The sequence below is a fragment of the Kitasatospora sp. NPDC093679 genome, assembly GCF_040683455.1.
Taxonomy (GTDB): Bacteria; Actinomycetota; Actinomycetes; order Streptomycetales; family Streptomycetaceae; genus Kitasatospora; species Kitasatospora arboriphila.
This window is the reverse complement of record NZ_JBFBDW010000038.1, coordinates 1-17,661: the sequence shown is the minus strand read 5'-3', so window position 1 is coordinate 17,661 and position 17,661 is coordinate 1. Positions and strand designations below refer to the sequence as shown.

Below are 17,661 nucleotides of genomic sequence, written 5' to 3'. Positions count from 1 at the left end.
CCGTCCCGCGCACCCCTGCGCGGTCCTGCACCAGCGGAAGGCGGAGCCATCACATGCTCTCGACAGGCAGCAACGCGGCCTCGGCCGACAGCGCCGCGCCGATCCCGGCGGGTCGGCTCGGCGGGCCTGAGGGGAACCGGCGACTGATCGCCGCCACCGGAGCCCTCCTGCTGCTGCTCCTGGCGGCCCAGGGCGTGACCGTCCTGTTCCTGGACCGGCTCCTCACCTGGCACTTCTTCATAGGCATGGTGCTGGTCGGCCCGGTCGTGCTCAAGCTCGGCAGCACCGGCTACCGCATCCTGCGCTACTACACCGGCAGTCCCGCCTACCGTCGGCAGGGGCCGCCCCATCCGCTGCTACGGCTGCTCGGCCCGGTCGTGGTCGCCACCACGCTCGCCGTCCTGGCCACCGGGGGCGCCCTCGCCCTCCTTGGCCGCGACACCGGGGCGCTGCCCGTCCTCTTCCTCCACAAGGCCGCCTTCGTCTGCTGGGCGGCGGCAACCACCGTCCACGTCCTGGCCCACGTGTGGCGCCTGCCCGGGCTGATCGGCGCCGACCTGCGGCTGCGGGCCGCCCGGCACGGCCGACCCCGCGTCCGCGGAGCCGCGGTCCGCTGGTCGCTGCTGCTCGCCGCGCTCGGCGCGGGCCTCGCCCTCGCGCTGGCCGGTGCACCGACGGCCGGCCGGTGGCACGCGTCCACCCAGCACGCCAAGCGGCACCACACCGACCGCGCTGTCACCGGATCGCCGGTCCGCGACCGGATCCCCGAAGCACGGCTCGTCTGACCTCCTGCGGTACAGCGCCACGCCCGCCCCCATGGCCCGCCTTCGACAGCGACGGAGCGGCCCGGCGCCCGGCAGTCGGCGCCACGCCCCGGTGGTCGACGGGACGGGCCGCACCCTCGCAGCCGGATCGGGCCCGTGGAGGGACGCGGGATGCGGCCATCCGGGCGTATCCCGCGGTGTCCGGCGGCGGCCTCCCGCTCGTGGGGAACCGATCTGTGCGACAGATGGAAGCGGACGGCGGCCGAGGAGGACACACGACATGACGGCGCACGGCGGTGCCCCTCGTCCGGCGGCCGAAGGCGGTGTCATCGGCGTCGACGGCCTGGCGGCCCTGGTGGACGTGCTGCTGGCCCGGGGCTTCACGGTGGTGGGGCCGACCGTGCGGGACGGGGCGATCGTCCTCGACGAGCTGGCCTCCGCCGATCAGCTGCCGTACGGCTGGGGCGTCGAGTTGGAGGCCGGGTCGTACCGGCTGCGCGAGCGCTCCGACCGGGCGGCCTTCGCCCACGCGGCGGGCCCGCAGTCCTGGAAGTCCTACCTGCACCCGGCGAGGGTCCGCCAGTGGCGGGCCGACCGGTCGGCGGGCGGACTGGCGGTGGAGTCGGACGAGCCGGTGCCGCACCGCTTCGCGTTCCTCGGGGTGCGCCCGTGCGATCTGCGGGCCATCGCCGTCCAGGACCGCGTGCTGGTCGGCGGCCGGCACCGCGATGCGGTCTACGAGGGGCGGCGGACGGGGGCGTTCCTGGTCGCGGTCGAATGCACCGAGCCGGGCGGCACCTGCTTCTGCGTCTCCATGGGCACCGGCCCGGCGGCCGGCCCCGGCCACGACCTCGTCCTGACCGAGGTGGCGGACTCGGCGGGCCACCGGTTCTGGATCCGCAGCGGGAGCCCGGAGGGCGCCGAGGTCCTCGCCGAGCTGCCGCTGCGGCCCGCCGACGCACGGACCGTCGACACCGCACGCGAGGGCGTCTCCTCCGCGGCGGGACGGATGGGCCGCAGCATGCCGGAGGTGGACCTGCACCGGCTGATGGCCGGCACGCTGGACGCCCCGCGCTGGGACGAGGTCGCCGAGCGCTGTCTGACGTGCGGGAACTGCACGATGGTCTGCCCGACCTGCTTCTGCACCACGACCGAGGACGTCACCGACCTCACCGGCGACCACGCCGAGCGCTGGCGGGTGTGGGACTCCTGCTTCGACCTCGACCACTCGTACCTGCACGGTGGCCCGGTGCGCGCGTCCGCGCCGAGCCGCTACCGGCAGTGGCTCACCCACAAGCTCGGAACGTGGTGGGACCAGTTCGGCTCCTCCGGCTGCGTCGGGTGCGGGCGGTGCATCGTCTGGTGCCCGGTCGCCATCGACATCACCGAGGAGGCAGCGGCCCTGCACGACTGGGCCGGCCTGCGGGCCGACTCGGACGAAGACGGGGACGGGCGGTCGTGACCCAACCGCAGCCGCTGCTGGACGGCCTGTCCGACCTGCACCGGTCCCGCCTGCTCGGACTCGCGGACGACCGCGAATTCCCCGCGGACGGGCGCCTGTTCGACGAGGGCGGGGCAGCCGACCGGTTCTGGCTGCTCCGCTCCGGCGAGGTCGCCCTCGATCTGTACGTGCCCGGGCGCCGGCCACCGGTGGTCGAGACGGTCGGCGCCGGCCAACTGCTCGGCTGGTCCTGGCTCTTCCCGCCGTACCGCTGGCACCTCGGCGCCCGGGCTCTCGGCCCGGTCTCCGCGTGGGAGTTCCCCGCAGAGCGGGTGCGGGCGCTCTGCGAGGCCGACCCGGAGTTCGGCCTGCGGCTGACCGTGCACTGCGCCGCCGTGATCGCGGAACGGCTCCAGGCCGCCCGACTGCGCCTGGTGGACCTCTACGCACCGGACGGAGGCGGTCCGCCGTGAGCACCGTACCCGTCCCGTACCGGGTGCTCTCGTCCCGGCCGGAGACCTCGGACTGCGTCTCGCTCACCCTCGCCGCGGACGGCGCGTCCCTGCCGGCCTTCTCCCCCGGGCAGTTCGCGATGGTGTACGCCTTCGGCGTCGGCGAGGTACCGATCTCCGTCAGCGCCGTCGGCGACGTGACGGTCACCTTCACCGTCCGCGCGGTCGGCGCCGTGTCGGCAGCGATCTGCCGATCCGCTCCCGGCGGCGCCCTCGGGCTGCGCGGCCCGTTCGGCACCGGCTGGAACCTCGACGGGACGGACGGCTCCGATGTCCTGGTGGTCGCCGGCGGCCTCGGACTGGCGCCGCTGCGGCCGGCCGTGCACCGGCTCCTGGGCGGGGCCGGGCGCCTCACCGTCCTGGTGGGGACACGTACCCCGGCGGACCTCCTCTTCCCCGGCGAACTCGCCCGCTGGAGCGACCGGTGCCGGGTGGAGGTGACGGTGGACCGGCCGACTCCGCAGTGGCGGGGCAGCGTCGGGGTGGTGACCGCCCTGCTCGACCGGGTGGCCGTCGGGGCGGGCACCGCGACCGCCCTCGTCTGCGGGCCGGAGGTGATGATGCGGCGCACCGCGGATGCGCTGCTCGCACGCGGCATGCCGCCCGGGCGCATCCAGATCTCGCTGGAGCGCAACATGCGCTGCGGAACGGGACACTGCGGCCACTGCCAGCTCGGGCCGCTGCTGCTCTGCCGCGACGGCCCGGTGGTCGACTGCGCGGTCTCCCGACGACTGCTCGCGGTAAGGGAGCTGTAGACATGGACGATGCCGACCGGCCGACCCTGGCGGTGTGGAAGTTCGCCTCCTGCGACGGCTGCCAGCTGACCCTCCTCGACTGCGAGGACGAACTGCTGCCGCTCGCCGGGCGGGTGAGCATCTCCCACTTCCTGGAGATGAGCAGCGCGGAGGGCACGGGCTCCCGGGGTCCGGCCGGCCTCGAAGGTGCAGGGCCGTACGACCTGTCGCTGGTCGAGGGCTCGATCACCACGGACGAGGACGCCCGGCGCATCCGGCGCATCCGCGCCGTCTCCCGCCGTCTGGTGACCATCGGCGCCTGCGCGACGGCCGGCGGTGTGCAGGCGCTGCGGAACTTCGCGGACGTCGCCGAGTTCCGCTCCGCCGTCTACGCCCGCCCCGAGTTCGTCGCGACCCTCGGCACCTCCACACCGATCTCGGCACACGTCCCGGTCGACTTCGAACTGCGCGGCTGCCCGATCAACCGGCTCCAACTGCTGGAGGTGATCACCGCGTACCTGGTCGGCCGCAGACCCGAGGTCCCGGCGCACAGCGTCTGCTACGAGTGCAAGATCCGCGGCACCACCTGTGTCACCGTGGCCCACGGCACGCCCTGCCTCGGCCCGGTCACCCACGCCGGGTGCGGGGCGATCTGCCCCACGTACGGGCGCGGCTGCTACGGCTGCTTCGGCCCGGTGGCCGACCCCAACCTGGCGTCGATGGTCCGCCAACTCGGCCGGGACGGCATGTCCGAGCCGGACGTCGTCCGCGTCTTCCGCACCTTCAACGCCGCGGCGCCCGAGTACGGTCCGGTGCCGGAGATCGCCGAAGGGCTCGGCGGGGAGGAACCGCGGTGAGCCACGGGTCGTCGCGGGTCCTGCGGTTGGACGCCCTGGCCAGGGTGGAGGGCGAGGGCGCCGTCCGGCTGCGCCTGAAGGGGCGGGAGGTGGTCACCGCCGAGCTGCGGCTCTACGAGCCGCCCCGCTTCTTCGAGGCCTTCCTGGTCGGCCGGGGACACACCGAGCCCCCGGACCTCACCGCCCGGATCTGCGGGATCTGCCCGGTCGCCTACCAGATGACGGCGTGCCAGGCGGTCGAGGCGGCCTGTGGGACCACCGTCGACGGACAGCTCGCGCGATTGCGCCGGCTGCTGTACTACGGCGAGTGGATCGAGAGCCAGTCCCTGCACGTCCACCTGCTGCACGCCCCCGACTTCCTCGGCTGCGCCGACGCCGTCGAGGTCGCCCGCGGACACCGGACGGCGGTCGAGCGGGGGCTGCGGATCAAGCAGGCGGGCAACGCGGTGGTGGAGGTGCTCGGCGGGCGCCCGATCCACCCGGTCAACGTCAGGGTCGGCGGCTTCCACCGGGCCCCGTCACGGGCGGAACTCGGCCCACTGGCCGAGCGGTTGCGCCGGGCGCGGGACGAGGCGCTGGAGGCCGTGGGCTGGGTGGCCGGGTTCGACTTCCCGGAGGCCTCCTTCGACGGCGAGTTCCTGGCGCTGCACGACCCGGGCGGCTACGCGATCGACTCCGGCGGGCCCGCCGTCCTGCCGCCGGTGGGGAGCCCGGGCGGGCCGCGGAGCCTCCCCGTCGAGGAGTTCGAACGCCGGGTCGTCGAGGAGCAGGTGCCGTACTCGACGGCGCTGCAGTCGCGGCTGGACGGCCGCCCGTACCTCACCGGCCCGCTCGCCCGCTACGCGCTCAACGGCCGCTGGCTCCACCCGGCGGCCGCGGAGGCGGCGCGCGGCGCGGGACTCGGCGATCCGACCGCGGGAGATCCCTGCCGCAACCCGTACCGCAGCATCGTCGTGCGGGCCGTCGAGGTGGTGCACGCCCTGGAGGAGGCCCTGCTGATCATCGAGAGGTACCGGCCGCCGGAGCGGCCGTACGTGGAGGTGCCTGCACGGGAGGCCGTCGGCTGCGCCGCCACCGAGGCGCCGCGCGGCCTGCTGTACCACCGCTACGCGCTCGGCCCCGACGGAACCGTCACCCGGGCCCGGATCGTGCCGCCCACCGCACAGAACCAGGCGGCGATCGAGGAGGACCTCCGCAGCCAGGTCGGGGCCCGGCTGGCGCGGTCCCCGGCCGCCGTCGGGGACGGGGAGCTGGCGGCGCTGTGCGAGCGGGCCGTCCGCAACCACGACCCGTGCATCTCCTGCGCCACGCACTTCCTCGACCTCAGCGTGGAACGGGAGTGACCGGCCGGGTGGTGGTGATCGGGGTCGGCAATCCCTTCCGCCGCGACGACGGCGCCGGGCCGGCCGTGATCGAGTCGCTGCGGGCGCGCGGTGCGTCGGCCGCCGTGCTCGCCCTGAGCGACGGGGACCCGGGCCGGCTGCTGGACCTGTGGGGTCCGGCCGACACGGTGGTCCTCGCCGAGGCGGTGCGCTCCCCCGCCGGCCGCCCCGGCCGCCTGCACACCCTCCGGGGCGGACGGGCGGCCTCGCTGGCGGCCGCGACGGCCAGCACCCACGGGCTGGGCCTCGCGGAGACGGTGGCCCTGGCCGCCGCCCTCGACCGGCTGCCGCGTGCACTGGTCGTCCACGCCGTCGAGGGCGCGGACTTCACCCCCGGCGTCGGCTTCACCGAGACCGTCCGGGAGGCCCTGCCCGCCCTGGTGGGGCTGGTGGCCGCCTCCGTGCGGGCTGCGCAGCGGCCGGCACCGGCGACGGGCGATCTGCGGTGATCCCCGGCCGGCGCAGCCGGGGCCGTTCTCCATCCAGGACCAGGGCCGCCCACGCTGCACGCGGGTGGCGGGGAGCCCCGGGACCGCGAGGGGTCGGCCGCAGCTGCTGCCGTGGCGAGGGGAGGACCGCGCCCGGCTGGAGGACCACTGCGTCCCCTGTCCGGGACCGGGTCCGGTCCGGGCCCGATCGAGCAGGATCGGCGCTGCTCCGGGGAGGCGACCGTCAGCCCCGGTCGACGGTCAGGCAACCGTCCTCCTCGTGCACGGCGGTGCCCAGTTCGGCGCAGGCGACGGTGAAACGGTTCCGGATCCACGTCCGCTCCGCTCCACGCGCAAGCCGGGTGTGGCAGTAGTCGAGGAACAGCGGCACGGCCCGCACCCGGACGGGGGCCGGGTCGGCCGGGCCGGGATCCCCCACGGTCACCAGGAACAGCAGTCCGAGGTCGTTGCGGAGCTCCGGATCGGCGGCGTAGTCGTCGACGAAGCCGCCCATGTCGTAGATGACGCGGTCGGCAACGCCGTGGAAGACGTGCGCGGAATGCCCCGCGACCAGGGTTGCTCCGGCAGCCAGGAACCGCGCTGCCGCCTGCTGCACGTGCGGTGGCGGCCGGGTCGTCATGTTGGGGCCCCAGTGGGGCGTCACCAGAACGACGTCGGCCTCGGCGGCGGCCCGGGCCACGGTGTCCTCCGGCCAGTCGGGTACGCCTGCCCGGAGGTCCGCCCATGCCACGCCCGGGCGCCGGTCGGAGGCGGCGAAGGCCGCCGGATGGTCCGTCACCCCGACCACGGCGACCCGGGTCGCGGCCGTCTCCAGCACGGCGAACTCACGGGCCGTCGCCGCCTCCGTCCCCACCCCGACCACGCGGACCCCGGCCCGGGCGAGCAGGGAGCGGGTGTCGGCCAGCGCCTCGACGCCGAAGTCCAGCGCGTGGTTGTTGGCGAGCGTCACGCAGTCGACGCCGAGCCGCGCGAGGACCCCGGCAGCCGCAGGAGGGGCACGGAAGAAGTACCGCTTGAACGGGTCGGGCCAGCGGGCGCCCCGGTCGGAGATGCAGCACTCCAGGTTCAGGACGACGAGGTCCGCCTCCGACAACGCCTCGCGCACGCCGGTGGAGAACAGCGCCGCCGGTTCGGCGGACCGTTTCAGCAACTCCGCGACGCCGCGCCCGAGCATCGTGTCGCCGGCCAGCGCGATCGTCAGCGTCATCCTCCACCACCCCGTCTCCCGGTTCGGAGGGACCCGCGGGGAAGCCCGTCGGGACGGGCCGCCGGGCGCTCCGGCGCACGGCCCGTGCCGTGGCGGGCCGCACACCCGCCGCGGCAGGAGCCCCTTCCCACCCGGCCTGCCCGGTGGCCTCGCTCCGGCACCTCGGCCGGGGCCGGACCACGAGCACCACCGCCCGTGGTCCTCCACGTCGGTCGTCGAGTCCGGCGGGACGGCGCTGTCGGCCGGCTGGCCGGTCCGACCGGACCTCGTCACCCGCCCGCCCTGCAGGTCGCTTGCCACGCTACGCGCTGTCCCGCCGCGCGCCAGGGCCGATCGGCCCTCGCGGGCCGGACCGTCCGGCTCCGGGCGCACGGCCGTGCCACGGCCGTGCCACGGCCGTGGCCGACGGGCCCGCGACGGCTCTCGTACGGCCCGCCGGCCCGCCCCTGGGTCCTCCGCCGGGGCGATGGGGCCGATCGGCACCAGCCGGGGTCGAGGTGGTGGGCGAAGAATGGAGACGGACCTGACCGCATCGGGAAGGCCGAAACGTCCTGCTCCGCAGAACGCGGGCGGGGCCGTCGAGGACGCGGCCGAGGTCGTCGAACACCCCGGCGCGCCATGCCCGGTGCCGGGGCCGAGTGAAGGACGTGGTGCCCCGTGCAGGCCCTGATCGTCTACGAAAGCATGTACGGCGACACCCGCGAGATCGCCGAAGCGATCGCCGAGGGCATTCGTGAGGCCCGCCCCGGCACCACTGCGGTGTGCCGGCCCGTCGCCCTGGTCACGGCCGGAGGCACCCGCGACGTCGACCTCCTGGTCGTCGGCGGTCCCACGCACGTCCGCGGGATGTCGAACGCGCTCAGCCGCCGGGTCGCCGTCTCCGTCGAAGCGCGGAAGGAGGGGCACGTCGAGGAGGTGCACGAGGCGGCCACCACCGCGGCCGGCCCCGGCCTGCGCAGGTGGTTCCACGATCTGCCGGACGCCGCGCCGGGGACTCCTGCGGCCGCCTTCGACACCCGCCTGGACGGCGAGCAGGCGGGCGGCGCGGCCGCGGGCATCGCCCAGCGGCTCGTGGACCACCACTACGGCCTCAGGGCCGAGCCCGAGGGCTTCTACGTCGAGGACGCCGACGGTCCCCTCCGCAGCGGCGAACTCGCCCGTGCCAAGGCCTGGGGCTCGGCACTGCTCTGACCACCCGTCCCGTACCCGATCCACCCCGATCGGCGGCACCGAGCGGAGGTAATCCGATGACGACGGATTCGACGCCGCGCCAGACGCCGGCGGTGGAACTCCAGGCCCAGGGCGATCTTCCGCCCGGCACGACGGAGCGCGCCCGCGCCAAGGTGCTCTCCGTGGTCGAGAGGATCCGCGAACCCGTGCTGTCCGTGCGCATCCGCCTCACGCGCATGAACAATCCGGCCGCCGAGCGGCCGTTCGCCGCCCAGGCCACCGTGGATGTCAACGGCCGCCCGGCCCGCGCGCACGTCGCGGCCCCCTCCATGGCGGAGGCGATCGACCTCCTGCACGACCGCCTGGCGGTGCAGGTGGCCCGACGGCACCGGCGGTGGGAGTCCGGGCGGGGAAGCACGCCGGGCGGTGACGAGGACCGGCGTCCCCGGCACGAGCCGGGCGGGCGGCCCGAGCACCTCGTCCGTCCGCCCGAGTACCGCGAGATCGTCCGGCGGAAGTCCTTCGCCCTGGCGCGCGAGAGCGTCGACGAGGCCGCCTTCGAGATGGACGCGCTGGACTACGACTTCCACCTGTTCACCGAGGTCGACACGGGCGAGGACAGCCTTCTCCACCGCATCGCTCCCACCGGCTACCGGCTCGCCCAGGTGCACCCGCAGCCGGATCGGCTCGGCGCCACCACCGTCGAGCTGACGGTCTGCCCGGCCCCTGCACCCCGGATGAACTGTGCCACCGCGAAGCGCCGGATGGACGACCTCGGCCTGCCCTTCGTGTTCTTCGCCGACACCCTGACGGGACGCGGCAACGTCCTCTACCACCGCTTCGACGGCCACTACGGCCTGATCACACCCGCCGACTGATGCTGGACGGTGACGACACCATGACCGACCTCCCCACCGGAAACCCGCCGCTGCGCCCGCACGGCAGGGACCTCGAAAGCACGGTCGAGCGCGTCGAACTGCTGGAGGAGCAGGTCCGCTCACTGGGCCGGGCGATCCGCGCCCTGGTCCAGGGGCTGGAGAACCTCCCGGACGACGAGCCCGACCCGGAGCGCGCCGCCCGTGCCGCCCGCGTGGCGCACGAGCTCCTCCTGTCGATGAACCTCTAGGACGTGTCTTCAACGGCGTACGGATGCCGCACAGGGGCGCGTGGGGACACCTGAATTGACCACCCGAGCGCCCTTTGAAGACAGCTCCTGGCACCGACAGCCGTCGGCGGTCGGTCCGGGCGGCTGCGCCGCCGGTGGCCGGTCACACGGACGACTGACCGCCGGATTCCGCGGGCCTCGGCTCCTGCTCCGGTCGGGTCGGGCCGCGTCGAGGGCGATGACCGGCGGCCTCAGTGCGGTCGGGCGGCCCCGGGCGAAGACCATCGAGGCCGAGCGGCCGAGCAGGCCGCGAAGCCGCAGCCCGTACACCCGCCGAGGAGCGGCGCCGTACGGCCGGCCCGATGAGCGGGTCGACCACGACAAAGATACCCATGGGGGTATTATCGACACAGCAAGGACCCAGCACACGAGACAGGGAGTTCCCCCATGTGCCGACGGACGATGTGCCGCACCTGCGGCAAGGCCACCTACGCAGGGTGCGGGATGCACGTCGACCAGGTCCTGGCCGGCGTGCCCAGGGCGGATCGCTGCGCCTGCGACAGGAGCGCGGGGAAGGGCCGCGGATTCCTGGCCAGGCTCCTGGGCCGCAGCTGAGGCGTGCCGAAACGTCAGGTGCCGCCGCGCAGTTCGGCGACCCGGGCCCGGAAGGCTCGCCAGCGGCGCTCGTTGTCGTGCACGAGGCCGGCGGACTCGCTCAGCAGGTCCGCGGCGCGGGCGACGAGTTCGGCGGCCGAGTAGAGCCGGCGCGGGCCGACCGAGCCCTCGGCGAGGTCGGCCCTGAGGGCCGCCGGACCGAGGTCGACCCTGTCCAGGACGTCCGCGGCACGGTGCAGCAGCAGCCCGGCCAGATCGGCGTGGTGGGCCGCCTGCCAGTCGTTGACGATGATGCGGTGGCGCTCACCCAGCAGGTCCGCGAAGTCGGGGAAGTCGAGCAGGGCCTGTGCGCTGTCCCACGACGCCTGCATCGCCCGGGCGAGCCAGTCGGCGCCGGACCGCAGGTCCTCCGCGGTCCGCACGAGATCCCGTTTGAGGTGGGCGAGTTCGACCGGCTCGCCCTCGCCCTCCATGAACAGGACACCGCGCAGCTGGAGCCCTGCCGGTGCGGTGAGGTCCTCCGCGCCCTCGAACGGGTTCAGCGGCGAGGGAGTCGCCGGCCGGACCGCCGACCATCGGTCGGCCAGGGCGAGCAGCGTCCTCGCGTCGCGCTGGAGCAGCACGGCCTGCTCGCGGGGCGCCGAGGCGTAGAACTCCTCGTGCTCGCGATGGAACCGCGCCAGGTTCGCCATCGTGTCGAGCAGGGCCGGCGGCGGGCCGGGCGAAGCAGTCCCGTCCATGCCCCCATCGTCGCGCGCCGACAGACGCACGGCCTGCCGGGTCGCCACGGCAGCCGCCCCTCACCCTCGAAGGCAGCCCGGCGGGACGGCGCGGGTCAGGCGAGGGCGAGGAAGAGCTTCTCGAGTTCGGCCTCGGTCATCGGCGGGGTGTCGTCGTCGGCGGTGGCCATGCACTGGCGCATACCGCTGGCCACGATCTTGAACCCGGCCCGGTCGAGGGCGCGGGAGACCGCGGCGAGCTGGGTCACCACGTCCTTGCAGTCACGCCCGGCCTCGATCATCGCGATCACTCCGGCGAGCTGACCCTGGGCACGGCGGAGGCGGTTGAGGACCGCACCGACCGAATCGTCGTCGACCTGCACTGCTGCACCTCCACGGTACCGGGACGAAGGTCCAGTGTACCCCACGGGGTATATTCCCCGGAGATCCCGGCCTCACCGCCGCGGGCCCGGATGTGCAGACCCCGGGCCGAGCCCGACCCCTCCCGGGAACAGTCGACCGCCTCCCGGCGCCTGAACACCCGATGGCGTATTCCGGAGAGGAGAACGGCGATGGCCACGGTCGAGCCGACCGAGCAGAACTCCGACGACATCGCCACCCGCCGGGGCATCCCGCTGGTGGACTTCCGGGCCGGGTGGTACGGCCCGTGCCGTCTGCTCGCACCGGTCCACGAACGCGTCGCACAGAACCGCCCCGACATCGCGCCCGGAAAGATCGACATCGAGGCGGAACGACGGCCGGCCTCGGACTTCGGGATCTCCTCGATTCCGACCCCGACGAGGGTCCGCGACGGCACCGCCCTGCACGCCCGGCCCGGTGCGCTGCCCGAGGCCGCCCCGGAGGACGCCGTCCGCCGGATCCGCGCGGTCGACATCGACGAGGTACGCCGGAAGGTCGCCGCCGAGGCTGCGTGACGCGCGGCGGCGCCGCACGCCCGCCGGGCCCGGGCCCGTCCGCCCCCGTACGAAATCCGGTTGACCCGGCGACGCGGTGACGCTGCACTGTGGCGGGGCACCATGCGCCGTGGTGCCGGTGTCCGCGGAAAGGCAGTGGCAGCAATGGAGATCCGTCCCACGAGCGACCAGGACCTGGACGTCTTCGTCGACACGCTCCATGCCGCGTTCGGCCGTTTCCCGGAGACCCCCACCGACGGCGGCGGGGTCTGGTGGGCGGCACTCGAGATGGACCGCAACCTGATGGCCGTGGCGGCGGACGGTCGGCCCGTCGGCACCGCCGGTGCCTACTCCTTCGAGCTCACCCTTCCCGGTGCGGTGCTCGCCCCGACCGCCGGGGTCACCGGGGTCGGCGTCCTGCCCTCGCACCGCCGCCGGGGTGTGCTCACCGCGATGATGCGGCATCAGCTCACCGACCTGCGCGAGCGCGGGGAGTTCCTCTCCGTCCTGCTGGCCTCCGAGGCCGTGATCTACCGCAGGTTCGGCTACGGGCCGGCGACCTACACGGCGAGGCTCACGGTGCCCTGCCACCGGTCGGCCCTGGCCGCGCCCCGGGCACGTGGAGCGGCCGGGCCGGCGACCGGCTCGATCGAGGTGGTGAGGCGCGCCGAGTGCGGCGAGATCCTCGAGGGGGTCTACGACCGCTACCGCCGCGCCCAGCCCGGTGCGCTGTCCCGGCCGAGCCGCTGGTGGTCCGCCGGCGCAGGACAGCCCCCGATCTCACCGGCACCGCGCTACGTCGCCGTCCACCGGGACTCCGACGGCGTCCCGGACGGGTACGCCAGCTACGCGCTCGGCGAGTCCGGGACCTTGACCGTCGACGAGATCATCGCCACGGACGACGCCGTGGAGACGGCCCTGGCCGGGTTCCTGCTCGAACACGACCTGGTCGAGCGGGTGCTGTTCAAACACGTCCCGACCGGCCACCCGCTGCGCTGGCGGTTCGCGGACTTCCGGGCCGCCGAGGCCAGCGGCGACACCGACTGGCTCTGGGTCCGGCTGCTGGACGTCCCGCGGGCGCTCACCGCACGCGGCTGGTTCGCGGACGGCGAGCTCGTCCTCGACGTCGACGACCCCTTCCTGGGCGAGGGCGACCGCTACCTGCTGACCGTCCGGGACGGCAAGGCCGAGTGCGCGCCGACGGACCGGGAGCCCGACCTGTCCCTGGACGTCGGCGACCTGGGCTCGATCTACCTCGGCGGCACCGCCCCGAGCACGCTGGTGCGCGCCGGACACGTCCGGGCCCACCGCCCGGGCGCGGCCGCACTCGCCGACGTGCTGTTCGCGGCCGAGCGCTCCCCGCACTGCCTGCACTGGTTCTGATCCCGGGTACGCCGAGCGGGCCCAAAAGCCGGAGCCCCGCCGGCGCGGGCCGCCCCGGGCGCGCCCGGCTCAGGCCGCGGCCGGGTGCGCAGCCTGCCAGGCGCCGTAGCCGCCGAGCAGGTCGGAGACGTCGGTGTAGCCGTGGTGGCGCAGCAGGCTGGCGGCGATGGAGGAGCGGTGTCCGCCGGCGCAGTGCAGGACGAGGGGCCGGTCGGTGGGGATCTCGCCCAGGCGGCGGGGCAGCTCGTTCAGCGCGATGTGCAGGGAGCCGTCCACCGCGCCCTCGGCACGCTCGCCGCAGCTGCGGACGTCGACGACGAGCGGCGGGTGCTCGCCGGTGAGGGCGGTGCGCAGCTGGTCGACGGTGAGGCGGCTCGCGGGGGTGAGATCGTCGGCGAACGCGGCCAGGGTGCTCTCCGACTCGCCGAGGTGGCCGGCGGTGCGGTCGAAGCCGATGCGCGCGAGGCGGGTCACCACCTCGTTCTCGCGGCCTTCGGGGGCGACGACCAGGACCTCGGCGTCGGGCGACAGGACGGCGCCGGCCTGCTCGGCGAAGCGGCCGTCGACGGGGACGTTGATGGCGCCGCGGAGGTGACCGGCGGCGAACTCCTGCGGGCTGCGGGCGTCGACGACGACCGCTCCGGCGGCACGGCGGCTGCCGAACTCGTCGGCGGTGAGCGGCCGGTGGGCCCGGGCGATGTCGAACAGGCGGTGGTCCTGGCGGTTGAGCACGGCGTCGTGGCCGAAGTAGCCGGGGGCCGCGGACTGGCCGGCGGTGACGATGGCGACGAACTGGTCCTCGCTCATCGGCGCGCAGGCGTAGTTGGTGGCGCGCTGGGCGCCGATGGTGGACTGCCGCTCGATGGAGAGGTTCTTGCCGCAGGAGGACCCGGCGCCGTGGGCGGGGAAGACGCGGACCTCGTCCGGCAGGGCCATCAGCCTGTGCTGGACACTGTCGTAGAGCATCCGGCCGAGCTCCTCGGCCGTCACTCCGGCGGAGGCGAGCAGGTCCGGGCGGCCGACGTCGCCGATGAACAGCGCGTCGCCGGTCAGCACGCCGTACGGGACGGCGTCCCCTGCGTGTTCGAAGACCAGCAGGCTGACGGACTCCGGGGTGTGGCCGGGGGTCTCCATGACCTGCAGGGCGACGCCGCCCAGGTGGATCCGCTCGCCGTCGGCGAGGTGGCGGATCGGGTACTCGGTCTCCGCGCGCCGCCCGTAGCCGATCCAGGCGCCGGTCCGGTCGGCCAGCTCCAGGTGCCCGGCCAGGAAGTCCGCGTGGAAGTGCGTGTTGATCACGCCCTCGATCGTGAAGCCGTGCGCCTCGGCGTCCGCGACGTACTCGTCGATGTCCCGGCGGGGGTCCACCACGACCGCACGACCGGTGCTCTCGTCAGCGACGAGGTACGAGGCCTGGGACAGGCAGTCCAGGTAGTACTGGGCGAAGAACACGTCGATCTCTCCTGATTCCAAGGCAGTTGGCACCCGGACCGGGCGGCCCGAGCGGTCCGCGGCGATGCTTCGAAAATACGGGCCGGGGTATCCCTTGTTCCCAAAGATACCCCCATGGGTATTATCGAAAGCAAGGGGCGGCGCCCATCGGCCGCGGCACAGCCCGCCCCGAACCGCCCGGCCCGGTCGCCCCGGAGCCGCAGCGCCGCGGCAACTCCTCTCCCACCGCAGTCCGCCCGTCGGAGGCCAGCATGTTCGCGTCCCCCCACCCGGGCGCCGCCCGAGAAACCACCCCGATCGCGGCGTACCGCGACGTCTGCGACGGCGGGGCGGTGCTGCTGGACGTCCGCGAGGAGGACGAGTTCACCGCAGGCCACGCGCCCGGCGCGGCGCCGTGTCCACTCGGGCGGCTGACCGCCGGCGGGCCCCTCCCGCCCGCCGCAGCCGGACGGACGGTGCTGGCGATCTGCCGTTCGGGCAAGCGCTCGCAGCACGCGGTCACCGTCCTGGCCGAGCGGGGTGTCGCCGCCGTGAACGTCGTCGGCGGCATGCGGGCCTGGGCCGAGGCCGGCCTGCCGGTCACCACCTCCGAGGGCCGGGCCGGGCGGGTCGCATGACCGCGCTCGTGCTCGCCCTGGTCGCCGGTGCCGTGGTCGGCCTGGCGCTCGGCGGCCTGGGCGGAGGCGGCAGCATGCTCGCCGTCCCCGCCCTGGTCTACCTGCTCGGCTTCACCCCCGCCCATGCCGGCACCGCCAGCCTGATCATCGTCGCCGTCACCTCGCTCACCGGGCTCGTCGCGCACGCCAGGGCCGGCCGCGTCCGCTGGCGGACCGGCGTGTTGTTCGCCGCCCCAGGCCTTCCCCTGGCCGCCGCCACGGGCGCACTCTCCGCCCGTCTGCCCGCCGCCCTGCTCACCGTCGCGTTCGCCGCGCTGGCCGCCTTCGCCGCCTGGCGCATGCTCGCCTCCGCCCGCAAACCCAGGGACGCCGCCCGGTACCGCCCCCAGGACCGGCCCGACGACCGTCCCGCCGAGAGCGGACCGGCGCGCCCGGCGATCGCCGGAGCCGGCCTCGGCGCCGTCACCGGCCTACTCGGCGTGGGCGGCGGCTTCCTCGCCGTGCCCGCCCTGGTCTCCGTCCTCGCCTTCACCATGGCCGAAGCCGTCGGCACCAGCCTGCTGGTCATCACCGCCAACTCCCTCGCCGCACTCGTCCCCCGGGTCGGAGCGGCCGGCTCCCTCGACTGGGCCGTCATCGCCCCGTTCACCGCCGCCGCCGTCCTCGGCGCCTGGGACGGCAAGCGCCTGGCCGACCGCTTCAGCGGTCGCACCCTGCAGATCGCCTTCGCCGTCGCGCTGCTGGCCGTCGCGGCCCTCATGCTCGTCGACGCGTTGCGCTGACGGCCCCTGCACCCGCACACCGTGCGTCGACAGGCCCCGCCCCGTCGGCCCTCGCGCTCCGCCCGGCGCCCCCGCCCGGGCGGCCCCCCCCGATGTCCCGGAAGGACTCCCCCCGCATCATGACCACCCCCGTCACCGTCGAGCAGCTGCACCCTCGCCTCGCCGAACTCACCGTCGTCGACGTCCGCTCCCCCGGCGAGTACGCCGCTGGCCACATCCCCGGCGCCCACAACATCCCGCTCGACCGCCTCGACGAGGCCCTGCCCACCCTGCGCGCCGTGGCCGAGCGGGGCGGGATCGCCGTCGTGTGCGCCTCCGGCAACCGTTCCCGGACCGCCTGCGAGAAGCTCTCCGCCGCCGGGATCACCGCTCTCACGCTGACCGGCGGCACCTCGGCCTGGGCCGGCGACGGCCACCCGCTCGACCGGGTCGCCGGTGCATGCGCCGTCTGGGCCATGGACCGGCAGGTCCGCCTCGTCGCCGGAGCCCTCGTCGCCGCCGGTGTGCTGGCGGACCTCGTCCTGCCCGGTGCCCGCTGGATCTCGGCCGCGGTCGGCGCCGGGCTCGCCTTCTCCGCGATCACCGACACCTGCGCCATGGGCAACCTGCTCGGCAGGCTCCCCCACAACCGTCCCCGTTCGGCCGGCACCGATCTCGATGCCACCCTGGCCGGCCTCCGGGGCTGACCCCCTGCGGAGCGTCCGTCCCGCGGGCGGGCGGCCGGTGCCCGTCCGCCCGCGGGATCAGGGTCGAACGGCCCCAGCGGCGGGCCGGTCGCCCGGCCGACGCTGGTGGTACAGGGGCAGGCGCGGCGACCCGCCCGGTGGGTCACGCGCCGCACCCGGCCGCATGCCGGAGGAGGCGACGGAGCGATGACCGAGGAAGCGACGCCCACACCGAGGCACGTCAAGACATGGACCCTCAAGCTCGATCTGTTCGAGGCCGGGGACACCACCACCGCGCACGGCGTGCTCGACACCGGCGACAACGTCCTGGAGAGCCGCAGCAGCGCCCACCGCAACCCGCGGGACGCCTCCGTCCCCGAGATCGGCGACGAGTACGCGGCCGGGCGCGCTCTGATGGAGCTCGGACACCGGCTATTGGTCGCCGGTATGCACGACGCCGCGGCCAATACGCCCGCCACCAGCGGCTGATCCCATGAGGAGTCATGTCGCGGGCGCCGAGCCCGCGGCCGAGATCGGTACGAGGGTCGCCCGGGGCACTCCCGCGCAGGTGCTGCTGTCTGCGGCGGGCGAGCCGGGCGCGGCCCTCCTCGGGGCGGGGAGCCGCGGAATCGGCGGCTTCGCCGGTGCCCTGCCCGGCGCGGTGGGACAGCACTGCGCACGGCATTCGCCGCGAACCGTCCCGATCGTGCGCGGCCGCTGGACGTGCCGACGTCGTCGGTGACGGGACGGTCCATCCGCACCGACGGCCCCGCGACCGCCCGTTGAGGCCGTGACCGATGCCGCCCGCACACGCCCAGGGGCGGCACCGGGGCGTGCGAAACGGGACCGCCGTCGGGGTGACGGCGGTGCCGCCCGCACGCCCCGGCGTCAGC

21 protein-coding genes are annotated in these 17,661 nt (G+C 75.0%); 17 read left to right on the top strand and 4 right to left on the bottom strand.

All coding sequences use genetic code 11. The features are described from left to right. The first annotated feature begins 53 nt into the window (after nt 1-53). The 7 genes from AB0O09_RS26625 (at nt 54) to AB0O09_RS26595 (ending at nt 6,139) form a co-directional block, all read left to right on the top strand. Nucleotides 54-785, top strand: coding sequence for a hypothetical protein (locus tag AB0O09_RS26625; RefSeq protein WP_363545320.1), 732 nt, complete (start codon nt 54-56; stop codon nt 783-785). Nucleotides 786-1,044: 259 nt separating this feature from the next. Next, nucleotides 1,045-2,226 (top strand): 4Fe-4S dicluster domain-containing protein, encoded by a 1,182-nt coding sequence (locus AB0O09_RS26620; RefSeq protein WP_363545317.1) that lies wholly within the window; start codon nt 1,045-1,047, stop codon nt 2,224-2,226. Then, nucleotides 2,223-2,678: a cyclic nucleotide-binding domain-containing protein gene (locus AB0O09_RS26615; RefSeq protein ID WP_363545314.1), complete on the top strand. Its 456-nt coding sequence runs from the start codon at nt 2,223-2,225 to the stop codon at nt 2,676-2,678. Before AB0O09_RS26620 ends, AB0O09_RS26615 begins: the two co-directional genes overlap by 4 nt. Next, complete coding sequence (locus AB0O09_RS26610; protein ID WP_363545311.1) at nt 2,675-3,472, top strand: FAD/NAD(P)-binding protein; 798 nt, start codon at nt 2,675-2,677, stop codon at nt 3,470-3,472. The genes AB0O09_RS26615 and AB0O09_RS26610 overlap by 4 nt, the downstream gene beginning before the upstream one ends. A gap of 2 nt (nt 3,473-3,474) precedes the next feature. Next, a complete protein-coding gene (locus AB0O09_RS26605; RefSeq protein WP_363545309.1) occupies nt 3,475-4,308 on the top strand; it encodes an oxidoreductase in 834 nt (277 codons plus the stop codon). Then, nucleotides 4,305-5,651 carry a nickel-dependent hydrogenase large subunit gene (locus tag AB0O09_RS26600; protein WP_363545306.1) on the top strand — a complete coding sequence of 449 codons (1,347 nt, stop codon included), beginning with the start codon at nt 4,305-4,307 and terminating at the stop codon, nt 5,649-5,651. The genes AB0O09_RS26605 and AB0O09_RS26600 overlap by 4 nt, the downstream gene beginning before the upstream one ends. Beyond that, nucleotides 5,648-6,139 (top strand): hydrogenase maturation protease, encoded by a 492-nt coding sequence (locus AB0O09_RS26595; RefSeq protein ID WP_363545304.1) that lies wholly within the window; start codon nt 5,648-5,650, stop codon nt 6,137-6,139. Before AB0O09_RS26600 ends, AB0O09_RS26595 begins: the two co-directional genes overlap by 4 nt. 223 nt (nt 6,140-6,362) lie before the next feature. On the opposite strand, the gene AB0O09_RS26590 is transcribed toward AB0O09_RS26595, so the two are convergent. Continuing rightward, nucleotides 6,363-7,346, bottom strand: coding sequence for a CapA family protein (locus tag AB0O09_RS26590; protein WP_363545301.1), 984 nt, complete (start codon nt 7,344-7,346; stop codon nt 6,363-6,365). Between the two features lie 657 nt (nt 7,347-8,003). Between AB0O09_RS26590 and AB0O09_RS26585 the strand changes: the two genes are divergently transcribed. Genes AB0O09_RS26585 through AB0O09_RS26575 form a run of 3 tightly spaced genes read left to right on the top strand, consistent with a single transcriptional unit; the run spans nt 8,004 to nt 9,642 of the window. Next, nucleotides 8,004-8,537 carry a flavodoxin domain-containing protein gene (locus AB0O09_RS26585; protein WP_363545299.1) on the top strand — a complete coding sequence of 178 codons (534 nt, stop codon included), beginning with the start codon at nt 8,004-8,006 and terminating at the stop codon, nt 8,535-8,537. 56 nt (nt 8,538-8,593) lie between these two features. Then, on the top strand, nt 8,594-9,394 hold the full coding sequence (locus AB0O09_RS26580) for an HPF/RaiA family ribosome-associated protein (protein WP_363545296.1): 801 nt from the start codon (nt 8,594-8,596) through the stop codon (nt 9,392-9,394). After that, nucleotides 9,394-9,642 (top strand): hypothetical protein, encoded by a 249-nt coding sequence (locus tag AB0O09_RS26575; RefSeq protein WP_363545293.1) that lies wholly within the window; start codon nt 9,394-9,396, stop codon nt 9,640-9,642. The genes AB0O09_RS26580 and AB0O09_RS26575 overlap by 1 nt, the downstream gene beginning before the upstream one ends. Nucleotides 9,643-10,250: 608 nt before the next feature. On the opposite strand, the gene AB0O09_RS26570 is transcribed toward AB0O09_RS26575, so the two are convergent. Then, on the bottom strand, nt 10,251-10,976 hold the full coding sequence (locus AB0O09_RS26570) for a hypothetical protein (RefSeq protein WP_363545290.1): 726 nt from the start codon (nt 10,974-10,976) through the stop codon (nt 10,251-10,253). 95 nt (nt 10,977-11,071) lie between these two features. Further along, a complete protein-coding gene (locus tag AB0O09_RS26565) occupies nt 11,072-11,338 on the bottom strand; it encodes a metal-sensitive transcriptional regulator (protein WP_363545287.1) in 267 nt (88 codons plus the stop codon). Between the two features lie 189 nt (nt 11,339-11,527). Between AB0O09_RS26565 and AB0O09_RS26560 the strand changes: the two genes are divergently transcribed. Beyond that, a complete protein-coding gene (locus tag AB0O09_RS26560) occupies nt 11,528-11,890 on the top strand; it encodes a thioredoxin domain-containing protein (RefSeq protein ID WP_363545284.1) in 363 nt (120 codons plus the stop codon). A gap of 144 nt (nt 11,891-12,034) precedes the next feature. After that, nucleotides 12,035-13,252, top strand: a complete 1,218-nt coding sequence (locus AB0O09_RS26555; protein ID WP_363545281.1) for a GNAT family N-acetyltransferase — start codon at nt 12,035-12,037, stop codon at nt 13,250-13,252. A gap of 69 nt (nt 13,253-13,321) precedes the next feature. Here the strand turns inward: AB0O09_RS26555 and AB0O09_RS26550 are convergent, their stop codons facing one another. Next, nucleotides 13,322-14,704, bottom strand: coding sequence for a rhodanese-like domain-containing protein (locus AB0O09_RS26550; protein WP_363545279.1), 1,383 nt, complete (start codon nt 14,702-14,704; stop codon nt 13,322-13,324). A gap of 251 nt (nt 14,705-14,955) precedes the next feature. Between AB0O09_RS26550 and AB0O09_RS26545 the strand changes: the two genes are divergently transcribed. The 5 genes from AB0O09_RS26545 (at nt 14,956) to AB0O09_RS26525 (ending at nt 17,510) form a co-directional block, all read left to right on the top strand. After that, nucleotides 14,956-15,321, top strand: a complete 366-nt coding sequence (locus AB0O09_RS26545; protein WP_363545276.1) for a rhodanese-like domain-containing protein — start codon at nt 14,956-14,958, stop codon at nt 15,319-15,321. After that, complete coding sequence (locus tag AB0O09_RS26540) at nt 15,318-16,103, top strand: sulfite exporter TauE/SafE family protein (RefSeq protein WP_363545273.1); 786 nt, start codon at nt 15,318-15,320, stop codon at nt 16,101-16,103. The genes AB0O09_RS26545 and AB0O09_RS26540 overlap by 4 nt, the downstream gene beginning before the upstream one ends. Before the next feature lie 119 nt (nt 16,104-16,222). Beyond that, nucleotides 16,223-16,789 (top strand): rhodanese-like domain-containing protein, encoded by a 567-nt coding sequence (locus tag AB0O09_RS26535; RefSeq protein ID WP_363545270.1) that lies wholly within the window; start codon nt 16,223-16,225, stop codon nt 16,787-16,789. Between the two features lie 186 nt (nt 16,790-16,975). Next, a complete protein-coding gene (locus AB0O09_RS26530; RefSeq protein WP_363545268.1) occupies nt 16,976-17,257 on the top strand; it encodes a dsRBD fold-containing protein in 282 nt (93 codons plus the stop codon). Nucleotides 17,258-17,261: 4 nt separating this feature from the next. After that, complete coding sequence (locus AB0O09_RS26525) at nt 17,262-17,510, top strand: universal stress protein (RefSeq protein WP_363545265.1); 249 nt, start codon at nt 17,262-17,264, stop codon at nt 17,508-17,510. The last annotated feature ends 151 nt before the right edge of the window (nt 17,511-17,661 follow it).

Coding starts and splice junctions, on each gene's coding strand:
- AB0O09_RS26625 (WP_363545320.1), top strand. CDS start 54: ATGCTCTCGACAGGCAGCAACGCGGCCTCGGCCGACAGCGCCGCGCCG.
- AB0O09_RS26620 (WP_363545317.1), top strand. CDS start 1,045: ATGACGGCGCACGGCGGTGCCCCTCGTCCGGCGGCCGAAGGCGGTGTC.
- AB0O09_RS26605 (WP_363545309.1), top strand. CDS start 3,475: ATGGACGATGCCGACCGGCCGACCCTGGCGGTGTGGAAGTTCGCCTCC.
- AB0O09_RS26590 (WP_363545301.1), bottom strand. CDS start 7,346: ATGACGCTGACGATCGCGCTGGCCGGCGACACGATGCTCGGGCGCGGC.
- AB0O09_RS26580 (WP_363545296.1), top strand. CDS start 8,594: ATGACGACGGATTCGACGCCGCGCCAGACGCCGGCGGTGGAACTCCAG.
- AB0O09_RS26575 (WP_363545293.1), top strand. CDS start 9,394: ATGCTGGACGGTGACGACACCATGACCGACCTCCCCACCGGAAACCCG.
- AB0O09_RS26570 (WP_363545290.1), bottom strand. CDS start 10,976: ATGGACGGGACTGCTTCGCCCGGCCCGCCGCCGGCCCTGCTCGACACG.
- AB0O09_RS26560 (WP_363545284.1), top strand. CDS start 11,528: ATGGCCACGGTCGAGCCGACCGAGCAGAACTCCGACGACATCGCCACC.
- AB0O09_RS26555 (WP_363545281.1), top strand. CDS start 12,035: ATGGAGATCCGTCCCACGAGCGACCAGGACCTGGACGTCTTCGTCGAC.
- AB0O09_RS26545 (WP_363545276.1), top strand. CDS start 14,956: ATGTTCGCGTCCCCCCACCCGGGCGCCGCCCGAGAAACCACCCCGATC.
- AB0O09_RS26540 (WP_363545273.1), top strand. CDS start 15,318: ATGACCGCGCTCGTGCTCGCCCTGGTCGCCGGTGCCGTGGTCGGCCTG.
- AB0O09_RS26535 (WP_363545270.1), top strand. CDS start 16,223: ATGACCACCCCCGTCACCGTCGAGCAGCTGCACCCTCGCCTCGCCGAA.
- AB0O09_RS26530 (WP_363545268.1), top strand. CDS start 16,976: ATGACCGAGGAAGCGACGCCCACACCGAGGCACGTCAAGACATGGACC.
- AB0O09_RS26525 (WP_363545265.1), top strand. CDS start 17,262: ATGAGGAGTCATGTCGCGGGCGCCGAGCCCGCGGCCGAGATCGGTACG.